Origin of the sequence: Bifidobacterium pullorum subsp. saeculare (assembly GCF_016899725.1) — a bacterium.
Classification (GTDB): Bacteria; Actinomycetota; Actinomycetes; order Actinomycetales; family Bifidobacteriaceae; genus Bifidobacterium; species Bifidobacterium pullorum_C.
Genome location: NZ_JACLYU010000005.1, coordinates 61619 through 77947, shown reverse-complemented (window position 1 = coordinate 77947; position 16329 = coordinate 61619). Strand labels below are relative to the sequence as shown.

12 protein-coding genes are annotated in these 16329 nt (G+C 65.6%); 7 read left to right on the top strand and 5 right to left on the bottom strand.

Translation table 11 applies throughout. The annotated features are described in order from the left end of the window. The first annotated feature begins 45 nt into the window (after positions 1-45). The 5 genes from H7U32_RS04410 (at position 46) to H7U32_RS04395 (ending at position 7956) form a co-directional block, all read left to right on the top strand. A complete protein-coding gene (locus H7U32_RS04410) occupies positions 46-924 on the top strand; it encodes an NUDIX hydrolase (protein WP_239457500.1) in 879 nt (292 codons plus the stop codon). Further along, a complete protein-coding gene (locus tag H7U32_RS04405; protein WP_323804576.1) occupies positions 921-3233 on the top strand; it encodes a DUF6049 family protein in 2313 nt (770 codons plus the stop codon). The genes H7U32_RS04410 and H7U32_RS04405 overlap by 4 nt, the downstream gene beginning before the upstream one ends. After that, positions 3230-4906, top strand: coding sequence for a murein biosynthesis integral membrane protein MurJ (gene murJ, locus H7U32_RS10725; protein ID WP_239457499.1), 1677 nt, complete (start codon positions 3230-3232; stop codon positions 4904-4906). The genes H7U32_RS04405 and murJ overlap by 4 nt, the downstream gene beginning before the upstream one ends. A 115-nt stretch (positions 4907-5021) precedes the next feature. Then, the gene (locus H7U32_RS10720; RefSeq protein ID WP_239457498.1) at positions 5022-6608 is read left to right on the top strand and encodes a hypothetical protein; all 1587 of its coding nucleotides are present in this window, start codon (positions 5022-5024) and stop codon (positions 6606-6608) included. 277 nt (positions 6609-6885) lie between these two features. Then, a complete protein-coding gene (locus tag H7U32_RS04395) occupies positions 6886-7956 on the top strand; it encodes an NAD(P)/FAD-dependent oxidoreductase (protein WP_204468413.1) in 1071 nt (356 codons plus the stop codon). Between the two features lie 28 nt (positions 7957-7984). On the opposite strand, the gene H7U32_RS04390 is transcribed toward H7U32_RS04395, so the two are convergent. Together H7U32_RS04390 and H7U32_RS04385 are read right to left on the bottom strand one after the other, a co-directional pair. Beyond that, positions 7985-9049 (bottom strand): DUF7601 domain-containing protein, encoded by a 1065-nt coding sequence (locus H7U32_RS04390; protein WP_239457508.1) that lies wholly within the window; start codon positions 9047-9049, stop codon positions 7985-7987. A gap of 13 nt (positions 9050-9062) precedes the next feature. After that, entirely contained in the window at positions 9063-10142 is a 1080-nt protein-coding gene (locus tag H7U32_RS04385) for a hypothetical protein (RefSeq protein ID WP_204468409.1), read from the bottom strand. Positions 10143-10243: 101 nt separating this feature from the next. On the opposite strand from H7U32_RS04385, the gene H7U32_RS04380 reads away from it, so the two are divergent. Next, the gene (locus tag H7U32_RS04380) at positions 10244-10702 is read left to right on the top strand and encodes a hypothetical protein (protein ID WP_204468407.1); all 459 of its coding nucleotides are present in this window, start codon (positions 10244-10246) and stop codon (positions 10700-10702) included. Positions 10703-11128: 426 nt separating this feature from the next. On the opposite strand, the gene H7U32_RS04375 is transcribed toward H7U32_RS04380, so the two are convergent. The 3 genes from H7U32_RS04375 to rsmG form a co-directional block, all read right to left on the bottom strand. Continuing rightward, on the bottom strand, positions 11129-12409 hold the full coding sequence (locus tag H7U32_RS04375) for a ParB/RepB/Spo0J family partition protein (RefSeq protein WP_204468405.1): 1281 nt from the start codon (positions 12407-12409) through the stop codon (positions 11129-11131). Positions 12410-12412: 3 nt separating this feature from the next. Next, entirely contained in the window at positions 12413-13357 is a 945-nt protein-coding gene (locus H7U32_RS04370) for a ParA family protein (protein WP_204468460.1), read from the bottom strand. Positions 13358-13621: 264 nt separating this feature from the next. Beyond that, positions 13622-14311, bottom strand: a complete 690-nt coding sequence (gene rsmG, locus H7U32_RS04365) for a 16S rRNA (guanine(527)-N(7))-methyltransferase RsmG (RefSeq protein ID WP_204468404.1) — start codon at positions 14309-14311, stop codon at positions 13622-13624. Positions 14312-14738: 427 nt separating this feature from the next. On the opposite strand from rsmG, the gene H7U32_RS04360 reads away from it, so the two are divergent. Further along, positions 14739-16319 carry an SIR2 family NAD-dependent protein deacylase gene (locus H7U32_RS04360; RefSeq protein WP_204468402.1) on the top strand — a complete coding sequence of 527 codons (1581 nt, stop codon included), beginning with the start codon at positions 14739-14741 and terminating at the stop codon, positions 16317-16319. Positions 16320-16329 lie beyond the last annotated feature (10 nt).

Below are 16329 nucleotides of genomic sequence, written 5' to 3'. Positions count from 1 at the left end.
ATACCGTCACCCCACATGCACACCCATGTGGGTATGGTGGAAAGCATGATTACGCCCGCAGACCTTGCGCGCATGCTCAGCCATGCCAGCGCCACCGTTGCGGGCCACCATGCCCGGCCCGCGTTCGAGCCGGACCGGCTGCTGTACACCTCCGAGTCACGCCAGGCACCGGATGCGCCGGCCCCGGATAAGCCCCCGGAGCCGGACCAGGGCGGGGCCCAGCAGCATGACGGGGGGAAGGATATCCCCCCGTCTGTGGCTCCGGCCCCGCCGACGCCGGCGAGTGTCTTCGCCAAGGTGAAGGCCGCCCGACCGGCCGCCGCGCCCCAGGCCACCTCCGACGCAGTGGTGCCGGAGGCCGAGCCGGTGGAGCCGGACGAGGCCGCCGCCGTGGTGGAGGACAGCGCGCCGACGCCGGCCATGATGCCGCGCCGCCGCGCCTCGGACGGTCCGACCACCTTCGCCTCGCTGGACGCCCAGGAGCTGCCGGTGGTGCGCGAGTATTCGGCCGGCGGCCTGGTCTTCGACGAGCAGGGCCGCGTGGCGGTGATCGCCCGCCATTCGCGCAGCGGGCACCTGGAGTGGTGCCTGCCCAAGGGGCATATCGAGAAAGGCGAGACGCCGCAGCAGACCGCGGTGCGCGAGGTGTTCGAGGAGACCGGCATCCTGGGCGAGGTGGTCGATTCCATCGCCACCATCGACTACTGGTTCACCGGCACCTCCCAGCGCGTGCACAAGCTCGTGCACCACTACGCGCTGCGCCAGATCGGCGGCGACCTGACGGTGGAGGGCGACCCGGACCACGAGGCCGAGGACGCGATCTGGGTGCGCTTCGAGGACCTGGATGACGTGCTCAGCTATCTCAACGAGCGCAAGATCGCATGGCTGTACGCCAGGAAGATGAACAGGCAGGCAAACGAGTGAACCCAAGCAAGGCACGGACGCGATGGCGCGCGTTCGCCGGCCTCGTGCTGGCGGCCGCATGCGCCTTGGCCGGGGCCGCGCCCGCCGCGGCCGCCGACCCCACCGATTCCACCGACCTCACGGCGCAGACCGCCCCCGCCACGGACCCGGCGTCCCCGGCCGCGGTCCCGGCGGCCGAGCACGAGGAGGATAGCGACGAGTCGTCCGCCGAAACACTGTCCCTCGCCGGCGCCACGCCCACCGTCACCGCGAGCTCCGGCTGCCATCTCAAGGTCACCGTCGCCAACACCACCGGCAAGGCCTGGCCGGCCGGCCGGCTCACCGCGCTGACCAACGCCGGCTTCACGTTCCGCTCGCGCTCCGACATCCAGCATTGGGCGGAGGGCGGCACCGCCATCCCCACGCGCGCCGAGCTCGGCGGCGCGGACGTGCCCGCGCTCAAGCCCGGCCAATCCGTCACCGTCGCCATCGACGCCCCGGCCGACGATCCCACGCTCGCGCGGATCGTCTCCTGGGGTCCCAAGCCGGTGCGCATCGACTACGCCACGACCGGCGACCCCGGCGACGGCCAGGAGGCCGCCTCCGCGCAGCTGCACACTTTCATGACCCGTTCCGCCGACGGCCTCACCGCGCTGGACACCCCGGCCCTCAGGCTCACCGTCGCGCTGCCGCTCACCGGCGGCCAGTGGGGCGCCAACGCCACCGCCGACGAACTCCTCTCTTCCGGGCTGCCGCAGGACGCCGGCAGCGAGGACGCGGAGGCGATCGCCGCCGGCCTCGACGCCGGCGGCGCCGTGACCCCGGACCAGGCCGCCGCCGAGCAGCGCGCGCAGGCGGCCCGGCAGCTCGCCGCCGACCATCCCGAGCTCCAGGTCATCGTCGACCCCACCTTTGCGCAGGCGCTGCCGGAGCCGGTCGCGGCCGCAGCCATCACCCAGCCCGGCGGCTTCGACATCACCGCCTACGCCGCGAAATCGGACGCCGCCGCCTACGAGCGGGCCGGCGTCGGCACCGCCGCGTGGACGGCGGACGCGGCCCTGGCCGACTACCGCGCCGCGATGGGCGACGCGACGGCGCAGGTGCCCGTCGTGGCCACGCAGGGCGCCGGCGCGTGGACGGCCGCCGCGCTCACCGAGGCGAAGCGGCAGGGCTACGACACCGTCATCGCCGGCTCCGACTACGAGGGCACCCAGCCGGACACCGTGCACAGCGCGAACAGCGAGGTCTCCACGGACGCCGGCCTGGTCACCGTACTCGTGGAGCAGCGCGAGCTCGGCACGCTGGCCAAGGGCCGCGCCACCGCCGCCAAGGCGGCGGGGGAGCGCACGGCCGCGGGCCGCATCGCCCGGTTCATCGCGCAAAGCGCCTTCTACCAGATGGAGCAGCCGTACCTCGCGCGCAACCTGCTCACCTGCCTCGGCGGCGATGTGGCGGACGGCCAGGCGGACGCGCTCATGGACGCCATCGAGCAGGCCCCGTGGCTCCAGCTCACCGGACTGGGCGAGCTCACCGACGGCGACGCCTACGAATCGGGCAACGAGGCGCTGGGCACCGTGCCGCAGGACGCCGCCCTCACCGAGTCGCAGGCTACGTCGCTGGACGCCGTGCTCAGCGACCTGGCCGCCAGCCGCGCGCAGATCGACCGCTTCGGCTCGGCCGTGCTCGACGGCACCTCCGGTGCCGCCGACGACGCGCAGGCCCTGGCCCGCGGCGGCGGGCAGGCCGGGGAGGGCTCCGGGGCCGACCGTTGGCTGGCCCGGCTCCACGCGGTGCACGACGCGCTCGCGCTGCACGCGCTGGCCGGCCCCTGGCTCGGCTCCACCGGCGGGGCGATGCGCGCGGCCCGCACCGCGCGCGCCCACGCCACCGAGCAGGCGCGTGACTTCGCCAACCGCCTCATGACCGGCGTGACCATCACGCCCACCGACGCGGTGACCGTGGTCAGCGAAACCGCGAAGATGCCGGTCACGGTGCGCAACGGCCACCCGTACCCGGTCACTGTCACGGTCTCCTCGAAGACGGATTCGATGGAGATCGTCACCTCGCGCACCACATCCGTCACCATCCCGGCCAACGGCGAGGCCCAGGTCGCCTTCGCGATCCGCGTCTCCACCTCCGGTTCCACGGTCGCCACGCTCTCGCTGCTCGACCGCGAGGGCGACCCCTTCGGCGCCCAGCAGACCACCCCCATCACTTCCGTCCTGCGCATCAGCGACAAAACCGGCTTCGTGATCATCGGCCTCGCCGTGGTCATGGCCGCGCTCGGCCTGTGGCGGCAGTTCCACCGCAAGAAGGACCCCGACGAATGAGCTCCACGGTAGGCCGCAACTCCCTGATCATGGCCTCCGGCACGATCGCCTCGCGCGTGACCGGCCAGCTGCGCACCATCGCGTTGGTGGGCGCCCTGGGCACCACCGGCGTGGCGGCGAACGCGTACCAGGCGGGCGCGCAGATCCCGCAGGTCATCTTCAACCTCATCTCCACCGGCATCTTCAACGCGGTGCTGGTACCGCAGATCGTCCGCACGCTCAAGGAGAAGGACGCCGAGGAGCGGCTGAGCAAGCTCATCACCATGGCGATGGTGATGCTGGCCATCATCACCGCGATCATGATGGCCGGCACCCCGGTGCTCACCTCGATCTACGTGGGCTCCGGCTGGACGCCGGCCCAGCGCGCGCTGGCGAACGCGTTCACGCTGTGGTGCATGCCGCAAATCTTCTTCTACGGCCTGTACACGATCATCGGGCAGATTCTGGCCGCCTCCGGCCGCTTCGCCGCATACGCGTGGAGCTCGGTGGGGGCGAATGCGATCAGCTGCGTGGGCTTCGGCGCGTTCATCCTGCTGTTCGGCAACGCCGCGCGCCAGCCGATGGACTTCTGGACCACGGGCCGGATTGCGCTGACGGCCGGCGCGTGGACGGCCGGCGTCGCGTTCCAGGCGCTGGTGCTGTTCATCCCGCTGCTGCGCGTGGGCCTGCGCTACCGGGTGCGCTTCGGCCTGCGCGGGCTGGGGCTGCGGTCGATGGGCAAGGTGGCGGCCTGGAGCATCGCGATGGTGGTCGTCAACCAGCTCATGGGCATCGTCAACTCGCGGGTGACCACCGGCGCGCCGGCCGCCGGCGGCGACCTGTTCGGCATCGCCGGCAACGCCTCCTACCAGTACGCCTACACGCTGTACATCCTGCCGTATTCGGTGGTGGCCGCCTCGATCGCCACCGCGATGTTCCCGCGCCTGTCGAAGGCGGTGGGGGAGCGGCGGGTCGACCACGCCCGCGCCGAGCTGAGTTCCGCGCTGCGCACGAACGGCCTGGTCATGGTGTTCTTCGTGGCCGCGATGATGGCGATGCCGGTGGCCGTGACCAAGGCGCTGATTCCCTCGACCTCGCTGCACGGGGCGCTGCTCATCGCCGGCCCGCTGATGGGCCTGCTCATCGGCCTGGTGCCGATCAGCGCGTTCCTGTTCGTGCAGCGCGCGTTCTACGCCTGGGAGGACGGCCGCAGCCCGTTCCTGTTCGCGCTGGTGGAGAACCTCGTCCAGGTGGCGCTGCTGCTCGTACTCATGCAGGTGCTGCCGCCGCAGCATTGGACGACGCTGGTAGGCGTCTCGCTGAGCCTGTCGTACATCGTCACGTTCCCGTGGGTCATCTGGATGCTGCGGCGCCGCTTCGGCGGCCGGATGGACGGCCGCCGCATCCTCGGCACCTATCTGCGCTGCCTGGTGGCCGGCGTGGGCGCGTGGGCCGTCGGATGGCTGGTCAATCCGCTGGCGACGCGGCTGGTCGGCGCCGACATCGCCTCCGCCGACGGCCGGCTGGGCTGGGGCCAGTCGCTGGTCATCTGCTGCGTGGTGGGCGTGGCCGTGGCCGCTGCGTACGCCGCGCTGCTGTGGCTGCTACGCGTGGACGAATTCACCTCGCTGGTGCGCGGCGTGACACGCCGGCTGCGGGGCTCCCGCCGCAGTGCGGACGGCATGGTTTCATAATCGGTCTCGGGCTGCGATTCCCTGCGCCTTCTCGGCCATCCCCGCGGCTAGAATGGCCGGTGCGCCGCGCCTGCGAACCGCGGCACGACCACCGCACCACGGAGCCGAAGGAACCATGACACCACAGCTGGGCGATACCCTGTTCAACCGCTACACCCTCGTCTCCTCGCTCCGCGGCAGCACCGGCCTGCAGGCATGGAAGGCCAACGACCGCGTGTTGGCGCGCGACTGCCAGGTCATGGTCATCACCGTGCCCGGGGCCGTCGATCAGGTGGACGCCATCGCCGCATCCCTGGCCATGAGCCGCAACGACCGCTTCACCCCGGTGCAGATGTTCGAGCGCGTGGAGGACTGCGCGCTGCTCGTCATGCATCCGGACGCCGGCGTCGCCCTCACCGAATACCTCGAGGGGCCCGGCCGCGACATCCTCTCCTATGACGCGATCCGCTCGATCATCGGCGACGTCGCCTATGCCATGGATTCCACGCACGAGGATGCGCTGCTGAGCACCGACACCATCCGCATCAGCGCCCAGGGCGTCTCCGTGGCCGACGCCCCCGTCAAGCCGCTGCTGGCCGACCCGACCCACGCTCCGGAGGGCATGGGCGGCGAGCAGCTCATCGTGCGCCAGCTGGCCGGCGTGCTCGCCGCGCTGCTCACGCGCACCCCGTCCCAGCATTTCGGCACGTTCTCGCTGGACATGCTGCCGGCGGACGTTCCCAGCGACTTCCGCGTCATCATCGCCCGCGGCCTCGAGCTCAAGGAGGGCGGCCGCGCCGCCGAGCCGATGATGTCGGTCAACGAGCTCAAGGCCTTGCTCGGCTACTGGCGCACCGTACCCGATCTGGGGCCGCAGGACATCGTCTTCCCCGCCATCGCCGGCGCCCCCTCGATCGAGATCGTCGCGCTGCGCCCGATGGACAACGTCGATCTGGCCGAGCTGCCGGCGTCGCTGGTCACCTCCGAGCGGCTGCCGCTGCTCAACATCGCCGGCACCGCGGAATCGGAGGAGGCCTCGGATGCCGAGGAGACGGCCGGAGTCGCCGGGCTGGCCGGGGTTTCTGCAATGGCTGGGGTGGCTGCGGACGCGGATGAGGCCGAGCCGGCCCCGGTCCCTCAGGCCGCCCAGGAGCAGGTCACGCGCAGCATCTTCCCGGAGGAGCCGACCACCGACGGCCTGTTCCATGAGTTCGGCAACGCCGATTCCCTGGGCGCGATGGCCACGATGCCGATCGATGTGAGCCAGCTGCGCGCCGGCGCGGCCGATTCGCTGGGCCCGGGCGAGGCGACGACGCGCATTCCGATCATCGGATCGCAGACGCCGCTGTCAGTGCAGCTCAACCAGGCCGAGGCGCAGGCCCCGGTCCAGCCGCCGAGCTTCACGCCCGCCGAGCCAGCGCCCGCGGCGGATGACGAGGACAATCTTTCGGACACCAAGCTGTTCGGCAAACTCACCACAAAGGCCGTGGTGATGATCGTTGTCGCGGTGCTGATGGCCATCGCGCTGGCGATCGCGGTCATCAGCCTCAGCGGCGGCCGCACGAAGCAGGAAGTGGACCGGGACAGCTGGCCCAACCAGCAGGAGCTCGAGCAGGTGCCCTTCGGCACGCCCGCCTCGGGCGACCAGAGCGGGCAGGCTGGTCAGACTGGTCAGGCCGGCCAGGGCGGCCAGACCCAGCAGGGCGGCCAGAACGCGCAATAAGCGAAGCTGGCAAGCAAACCCCTGCCAGCGAAGCACCGACGTCGCAGCATGCGGGATACGGCCCTCTGCCATACACCTGTTCCACGTGAAACACGCCCTGAGCGCAACTGCCGTTCCACGTGAAACATGCCCACACGACGATGTGGTATCGAACGAAACCTACTGTTCCACGTGAAACATGCCCTGCATGCAACCGCTGTTCCACGTGAAACACAGCATCGCGCGCGACGTGTTCCTTGACAGCTGAACCCGGCGCCGGCCCGCTACAGTGGTGGGCATGAGCAAGCAACAATCTGACGGGGGAGCCGCGCTCGAGCAGCAGGACTCCCCGGATGCCACCGCCGCGGTGCGCGATGCGGTGATCATCGGTTCCGGGCCCGCCGGCTATACGGCGGCCATCTATCTGGGGCGCGCCGGCTACCGGCCGCTGATCGTGGCCGGGGCGCTGGCGCCGGGCGGGCAGCTCGTCAACACCACCGAGGTGGAGAACTTCCCCGGTTTCCCGGACGGCGTGATGGGCCCTGATCTCATGGACGCGATGCGCCGCCAGGCCGAGCGCTTCGGCGCCGAGCTGGAGTACGACGACGTGACCGCCGTGGACTTCGGCGACGCCGCCGATTCCGCGCACACCCTGACACTGGCCTCGGGGGAGCGCATCCGGACCCGGGCGCTCATCGTGGCGACCGGCTCCTCGGTGCGCAAGCTCGGCGTGCCCGGCGAGGAGGATTACTCGGGGCACGGCGTCTCCTACTGCGCCACCTGCGACGGGTTCTTCTTCAAGGACAAGCCGATCGTGGTGGTGGGCGGCGGCGATTCCGCCTGCGAGGAGGCCGACTTCCTGTCCCGCTTCGGATCGTCGGTCACACTGATCCACCGCCGCGGCGAGTTCCGCGCCTCCAAGATCATGGTCGACCGGGTCAGGAGCAATCCGAAGATCACCCTGCTCATGGACACCGTGGTCACCGCGGTGCACGGCACCGCCGCGGCGCCGGCCCCCGCGCCGGCAGCCGGCGGCTTCCAGCTGAAGCTGGGCGGTGCGATGGCGTCCAAGCCCGCCGAGGTGACCGAGGTCGAGATCCGGAACACCGCCACGGGCGAGACCGGCACACTGCCGGTCTCCGGCCTGTTCGTGGCCATCGGGCACACCCCGGCGACCGGATTCCTCGGTGACGCGGTGGCCAAGGATGCGGACGGCTACATCGTGGTCGAGGGCGCCGGCACCCGCACCTCCGTGCCCGGGGTGTTCGCGGCCGGCGACTGCGTGGACCGCGTCTACCGCCAGGCCATCTCCGCCGCCGGCATGGGCTGCCGCGCCGCCCTCGACGCCCAGGCCTACCTCACCGCCTGACGGCCCGTCCGGCGCGGCAGGCGGTCCGTCAGACATGGCGTTTGTTGGCCATCCGCCAGACGAGGCCGGACAGCAGCAACACGAGGACGCCGATGCCGATGATCCTGGCCGCCGTGCCCCGGCCGCCGGTCATCGGCAGGCCGGCCACCGCCACGAAGGTGTTGATGACCGCCACCGTGGACGGTTGGTGCTGCATGATGACACCGGTGGCAGGCTGCCCGGCTTGCACCGGGATTGCGTTGACGACGTAGCTCGCCTGATATCCGGGGGCGTGGGATTCCGTGACGGTGTACGTGATGTCGTCAGGCAGGTCAAGCACGATGGCCTTCTGCCCATGGGGCAGCTTGAGGGTCATCGTGTGGTTGTTCTCGCCTTGCACGACCTCGAGTTCTCCCAGCATCGGCATGATGTAATCACCATCGGAGACGACTTGGTACGGATAGGTCTCCGCGACGTCCATGCCCTCTTTGAACGTCAGCGTGATGGTGAACGTGAACTGCCGATGGATGTCCGCGCCGGTGCCTTCCACGGTTTTGTTGATCGACAGCTGGCCGATGGGGTCATTGGTCAGGTTGACGATCACCTCACCGGTGAATGCGGCGTTCATCTTGCCGTCGATCTCGAAGTCGATCGGGTTACCCACCACGGGCGTGAGGCCTTCCGCGTTGCGCCGCTGCGTGATGTTCAGGCGCGACCATCCCTCGTCCACGGTGAACGTCGTCGGCGGCGTGGTGCCGTTGACATTCTCGTAGCCACCAGCCCCGGCCGCACCATTCGCATACTTGAATTCCGCGCTCTGATCCGAGGGAATCCACTCGCCATCGGAGAGGGACTGGCCATGCCCCTTGGTCTGCAAGGTCGCGATGACGTCGTGCATCGTCACGTCCACGGAATCATTCGCCGCGAACACCACCATGCTCTGGATGATCCGGCCCAGTCCGGTGGTCACGGAGATGTTGTCGTCCTTCGTGCCGGCGTTGCCGAGGAAGTCGCCCTGCTCGTTCGGATTCCCGTTCTTCGCGGCATACAGCTCCGCCGGCGCGGTGAAGGTCATCTGCAGCTGCGCATACGAGCCCGTGGTGCCCTTGTTCATGACCACAGGCAGCTCATGTTCGCTGATGGTGATCCAGGTGTCGGGCGAGTTGCGGTGTCCATGGGGGGGTTGAGGTCTCGCGCAGCACCCAATGCGTGTTCTTGCCCAGTGCGGACAGCTGAACCGGCATGTTCCCGCCGTTCGCCTGCTCCTCCATCAGCACCAGCTCGCCGACCGAGTTCGTCGTGCCAATGCAGCGAGGCTTGGCATCCTCGGCAACCGTGTAGACGCCATTGACGACCGTGGCCGGGTACAGCTCGAATCCCACGCCCGGGATCCGCTTGCCGTCCTGGTCCATCTTGACGATGTCGCTTTCCGGAAGGTTCACCAGGTTGTACTTGAGGCTCATGTTGGAGTTGATGCCGCCCCGCTCCAGGTAGAAGAAATCCAGCGTGTGATAGGTGCCGTCGGCGAAGGTGTGGTCCCTGAATCCCGGCTTGCCGGTGCCTTCCATAGCCTTGGCAAGCGTCGTTGTGTTATGGGGTTTGCCGTCCTGATCCGTGTACTGATTATCCGAGTCACGGTCCTCGTAGGTGATCACCTCGCCGGAGGAGAAGTCGATCTGGATCGACAGCGCGTCGTGGTTGCCGCCCAGGTCGCCCACCAGCACACCGTCGATGAAGATCCACACGTCGTCGTCGCCGGAGAAGTTGTACGTGACCTTCCACGTCTTGTTCTTATCGGTGTGTCCTTCATACTGCTGGATGAAGCGCGTGTTCATATGCACGCCGAAATAGTGGTTGACAAGCCTGTTGTTGGAGATGAAATCCTTGGTGAACACCTGCTCGGCGGTGTTGAACGGAAAGAACTGGCCGAGGTGCACCGGCTTTTGGTTCTTGCCCGGATAGGCATAGACACCGGGCTCCTCATACAAGGTGAAGTTCTTGGTGCTGGTGTTGAATTCGGCGAAATGATTGGTGCTGTCGTACGTGTAGTACCGCTCGTCATCCACCTGCAGCAGGCCCTTGACATCCAAGTAGGCGTGCTTGCCGATGCCGTTGTCGCCGTTGAACAGGTAGGCGAGGGACTCGTCGCTGTCGGTGGTCGCCTTGTTGAGCACCGGGTAGCCGTCGGCCCCAAGCTTGTTCTGCACGATGTTGAAAACGGCGCCGAGGACTCCGTGTACATGTTGAAGTCGTACTTCATCCCGGGGAAATACTCATCGAAATTCCACTTGCCACCTTTCCCGGACATGTGGCTGCTGAACTTGAGCGCATGGTTCTTGTTGATGCCGTCCAGGATATTGATGCCGGTATCGCCCCATTCGCTGTCCGACTCGTCCTGCGCGATCCTCCAGTAATCGAACAGGTTGATCGTGGTGCCGCGCGGCGACATGCCCTGGATGGCCTCCGGGATGGCAGCGGTGGCGTGGGTGTCCACGGCATCGCCGGATGCGTCACCGGCCTTGGCGCCGTCGACGGCATCGGCGTCCGTCATTTCGTCGGCCGGGGTGGCATCATCCCCGGTCTCCCCGGTGCCGTCGGTCTCCCCGGTGCCGTCGGCCACCGACTCGTCGGTCGCGTGCTCGCCGACGATACCGGTGGTGGTGTCGACGGACGTCTTCTCGTCCGCCACGGGCTCGGCGGCCGCGGTCGGCGCCACCATGGCGACGGACGCGGCCATCGCCACCGCCACCGTCGCGACCCGCAGTAGCCGCCTCAGCCGGTTCTGCCGTTCGATGCTGTCTTCCGCAACCCCGCCCCCCGCGGGTCGTCGCCGGCGCCGCCGGCCTGTGCTGACGATGCTTCATCCTACGCATGGGTCCTCTTCCTCAGTCTGTTTTGCAGCCAGGAGACGAGGGATGACCATGACTCGTGTTCTACCATGATAGGTCCGTTGAACGGTCCGTCTCAGTCCTTGCGGCGGTTCCAATCCTATGCCATATCCTCACGGCGTAGTATACACATACGCCATGACAATACTGTCTCGACATTCCGTATAGCCTTCACACTTCGAGACAGTCCCGCAGATTTCGCCATTGAATCCCGCGGGTCGGCAAGCGTTCCACGTGAAACGCCGCCACAGCCCGGCCGCCCGTGGATTTCGGGCGGCACGGATGCCGTGGCGGCGCTCGGCGGATCAGACCCACTCGGCGGGCTTGGGGGCGTCGGCGTCCGGGCCGACGAGCAGCGTGAGGATGCGGTTCATGTCCTCGGGGGAGGAGAACACGATCTCGATGCGGCCATGCTGCTGGGTGCCCTTGATGGAGACCTTGGTGTCGAAATGGTTCTCCAGGCTCTGCTGGAGGGGGGAGCCCATCCACGGATTCGACTTGGAGGTCTTCGGCTTGCGTGGAGCGTCGCTTTCCTTGTTCTTCAGCGCGACGATCTCCTCGGTGCTGCGCACCGACAGTCCCTCAGCGATGATGCGCGTGGCCAGCTGGTCCATCTCGGCCTCGTCGCTCAGGCCGAGCAGGGCGCGCGCGTGGCCGGCCGACAGCACGCCGGCGGCCACCTTCTTCTGCACGCTGGCCGGCAGGTTGAGCAGACGCAGCGTGTTCGCGATCTGCGGGCGCGACTTCGAGACGGCCTTGGACAGCCCCGCCTGGGTGAGGCCGAACTCCTCGATCATCTGCTGGTAGGCGGCCGCCTCCTCCAGCGGGTTGAGGGCCACGCGGTGGAGGTTCTCGAGCAGGGCGTCGCGGAGCATATCGCCGTCGGCGGTGGTGCGCACGATGGCCGGAATCTCGGTGAGTCCGGCGATCTGGCTGGCGCGCCAGCGACGTTCGCCCATGATGAGCTCGTAGGTGGGCTCGTCGTCCTTGCGGTGGGCGCGCTTGCGCACCACGATGGGCTGGAGCACGCCCACTTCCTTGATCGAGGAGGCGAGCTCGTTGAGGTAGTCCTCGTCGAAGATGGTCCGCGGCTGGTGCGCGTTCGGGCCGATGTCCTTGACGTCGAGGATGTCCAGATAGGCGCCGCGCACCGGCTTGAGCTCCGGTTCCTTCTTGGCCGCGTCCTTGCCGGAGGCCTTGGCGTCGCTCTGGGCGGCCTTGGCGCCCTGGGATTCACCCTTGACGGCATCCGTGGCCGTGGTGCCGTCCAGGCCGGGCAGATGCGTGGCGTCGGCGGCGCCGCCGAAGAACATGTCGCTCGGATGCGCCATCTCGTCGAGGGCGGGCATCATCGCGCGGTGGCCGGCCTTGGCGCGGCCGCCGTTCTTCTTGCGTTCGGAGGGCTCGGCGGCCGCCGGCTTGTCCAGCGGCAGCATAGCCGGGACGGCCGGCTTCGCGACGGCCTTCCCCTTCGCGGATGTTTCACGTGGAACAGCCGGCTTCTTCTTGGTCTCCTCGACCGGTTCGCCGGGAAGGTCGGGGAACAGGGCGCCGAGGCCCTTGCCCAAACGCGATTTGCTTGCCATGGGTCAGCGCTCCTTCATTCGTGCATCGATGGCTTCGAGGACATGCGGCGAACGGCGTGCCAGTTCCAGCGCCGCCTCGCCGTAGGAGATGGCCCCCGCGCCGTGGGGGTCATAGGCGATGACGCTTTTGCCGAAGCTCGGTGCCTCGGAGATCTTCACTGTGCGGGGGATTGTGGTGTCGAGCACGATGGAGGGATAGTGGCCCTTCACTTCGGCGTACACCTCGCGGCTGAGCAGGGTGCGCCGGTCGAACATCGTGACCAGCATTGTGGAGACGGTCAGGCTCGGATTGTAGTGGTCCTGCACCAGGCCGATGGTGTTGATGAGCTGGCCCAGGCCCTCCAGCGCGTAGTACTCGGCCTGGATCGGGATGAGCATCTCATGCACCGCGCACATCGCGTTGATGACGAGCAGGCCGAGGCTGGGCGGGCAGTCGATGAACACATAGTCGTAGTGGACGTCGCTGCCGTTCAGGAAGGTTTCGAGCGCGTCCTTGAGCCGGTCGGTGCGGCGCGCCATATCCGCGAGCTCGAGCTCGGCGCCGGACAGATCGATGGACGAGGGGACCACGTCGAGCGTGGGGAAGTCCGGGCAGGTGCGCTTCACCTCGGCCACCGACATCCGTCCCTCGATGACGTCGTACACGGAGGGTTCGCCGGAGGCGTGGCTGATGCCAAGCGCGGTGGAGGCGTTGCCCTGCGGGTCCATGTCGATGACCAGCACCTGCGCGCCGTTCTGGGCCAGCGCCGCGGAGAGGTTCACGGTGGAGGTGGTTTTGCCGACACCTCCCTTCTGATTCGCGACGGCAATAAGCCGGGTGCGCTCGGGCTTCGGGAACTCAGCGTTCTTCAACGCGGCGAATCGCGACGTCTCCATGGCGATCTCGGCTCCCAGGGACTCGCCGCCCTTGCCGAAGATGCGGGAGATGGTCTCTGACGCGGACTCCATCGGGGACTCGCGATCAGTCATGCTGCCTCCTCCTGTGTGATACGTTCAACAGTCTCACCGCCCACGTGGACATGGGCGACGCCCCGCTCGGACTTATCCACCGTTATCCACATTTTTGTGGATAACGGTGGATAACCCGCTCGGAGCCATTGCGTTCCCCACCGCCGAATGCTTGGAATTCCAACCGAATCCGACTGTCCACATCCACGCCGGTGGATTGTGGATAACTTTTGTGGGAATCTGCGATTGTGGATAACTTGGATTTCAGCGCTTGTCCACCAGCACCACATGCGTGGGCTCCAGGCCCGGGCCGACCGGCGCCTCGCACACGCGCGGATGGCGTCCGCCGCGCTTGGCGATCTCCTTGGCGGCCTTGTCGATCTCGGCCTGGGCGGAGCGTCCCTTGAGCGCGACCAGACGGCCCTGCGGCTTGAGCAGGGGGAGCGTCCAGCCGGCGAGCTTCGTCATCGGCGCGACCGCACGGCAGGTGACCACCGCGTAAGGGTGCATCCCCTTGGTCGAGCGCAGCTTGGCGATGACCTCCTCGCTGCGGGCGCGGAGCACTGTGACATTCTCCAGCCCCATCGTCTCGATGCATTCGCGCAGCCATTCCACCCGGCGTTCCATCGGCTCGATCAGCGTGAAGCGATGGTCGGGCAGGCAGGCCGCCGCGACCAGGCCGGGGAAGCCGCCGCCGGATCCGACGTCCGCCACGGTTTTGAACTGCTCGCCTTCGGTCGCCTCGCGCACGAACGGCACGATGGCCGCCGAGTTGAGGATATGCCGTTCCCAGATGATGTCCACGTCGCGCGGACCGATGAGGCCGCGCGGCTCGCCTTCCTCCGCGAGTTTCACGTGGAACGCCTCGAGCTTGGGCAGGGCGTCGCCGAACACCTCGGCGAGCACGGGGGAGCCGTCCAGCTGATCCCGAACGACACTGTCGGCTGATTCCACGGGATTGCTGACAGCCCGAGGCGATGACGCCGTTCCGATCTCTTGCTCGGTCTCCCGTTCCACGTCCCGGGCCTTCTCCGGGAGGTTTTCACTCCCTGACCGAGTCTCCTGTCCGACCGGACCGTTCACCGCACACGCTCCTTCTCGCTGCCAGTCTGTTCGACTCACCAGTCTGCCACCCCGTCTATCCAGAGCCATGCGGGCAGAGACATCCCGTCCACCATCGTTTCCGTCGAACTCCGTTTCACGTGAAACATGCCCCGAAGAACATGGAATCCCTCTCAACCATATGTCACGCGAATCCAGTTGTCAGAGAACCTAATCAATCAATCATCATGTTACAGATACAGCAGCACTGAATTCAAGCAAATAAACACCGAAGAAGCGATATCATCAGATACAGGGAACAATAACGATGGGGTATCACATGAGCGAAGAAGACTTTAACTCACGGGTGAAAGCCACCGTGCGCAAGCTGTTGGCCAAAGTCAACAGGGTGCCATTTCTGTTCGTAGGTTCAGGATTGTCCATGCGTTACATGGGAACGGAAAACTGGCAAGGTTTGCTTGAATGGGTATGCGAATCCGTGGGCGCTCCGATGAAGCCATTTTATTCCTACATGCAGCGGGCTCGCGCTGAGCAATATGATGAGGTCAATACAATATACCCATATATTACAACGCTGATGGAACGGGACTTTGCCGACGCACTCGGCAATGCCTCTATGGTCGAGTGGGCGCAACAGCATGCTCATGAGCTGAATCAAGGAGTCTCGGCAATGAAAATCTACATTGCCGACCATTTGTCCGAAGCAAAGCCCGATCACAACAATGACGAACTGCATCTGCTCCAGAAGGCATCCCACCATGTGGCAGGGGTAATCACAACAAATTATGACAGACTCATGGAGGACTACATATTTCCTGGATATCAAGCGTATGTTCAGCAAGAGGACCTGTTGTTCTCTCAATTAACAGGGATAGGCGAGATATACAAGATTCACGGTTCTGTTGAAAATCCAGAATCTCTGATTCTCAACGAAAGAGATTATCAACAGCTTGCAGAACGACAGCAATATCTTCTATCGAAGATCCTCACCATTTTCGGCGAATATCCAATTATATTCCTTGGATATTCGATGAGTGACCAAGACATTCGTGACATTATCAATGCAATAGCCCAATGTGCTGGCACGCAACACACACGCGAGATGTCGGAAAGATTCATATTTGTAGAGTATTCCGCAGAGCAGGAGATACAGACGGCAATCTATGGCACCGAAAGGCAGAATGTGGAGATGACCAAGATCGCCACATCGGACTTCGGTCCAATCTACAAAGCTATAGCCGCCACAAACATGAAATATGCACCGAAAGTACTGCGACAAATCACGCAACAACTCTACGAGGCGGCTTATTCTGGTGGCAAAGCCCAAAGCATAGTGTTTTCCGATCTTGAGAATATGGATGAGCTTCCACAGGACGCCGAGATTGTAGTGGGAGTTGGTGTCAAAGGATACGGTAAACCTGTAGCAAGCGAAGATCTATACGAAGACATACTATTCCACAACAAGAATCTTGCAGTGAATCTTGTTGTGGAGGAATATCTGGAGCGATATATACCGCAAGGTGGCGTTCCGATGTACTATTATCTGTCTCAATACGGAGACGGCCCTCTTGGCAAGAAGACGCGCGAAGAGATTGAACAACGGCAATGCTTTGATGACTATCTCAGCAAAACTCAGAAGAAAACAAGAAAGAATTGGAGAGACACAAATAGACTCAGCGAATGGAGCATCGAATCGCTGAGGCTTAAATTCGGCGTTAATGCGTACAAGCACGTCACTCTGCTCAAATTCGGTGAGATAGATCTCACAGCTCTTGAGCAAATGATAAAAACAACTGCGCGCACAATGTTAGAGAGCGGACAAAAACTTGATTCAGATATTCGAAAGGATATCAGAATCTATGATTTCCTGAAATACGGAATTCCCTACTTGAACAAATAAGCGTGCCCCC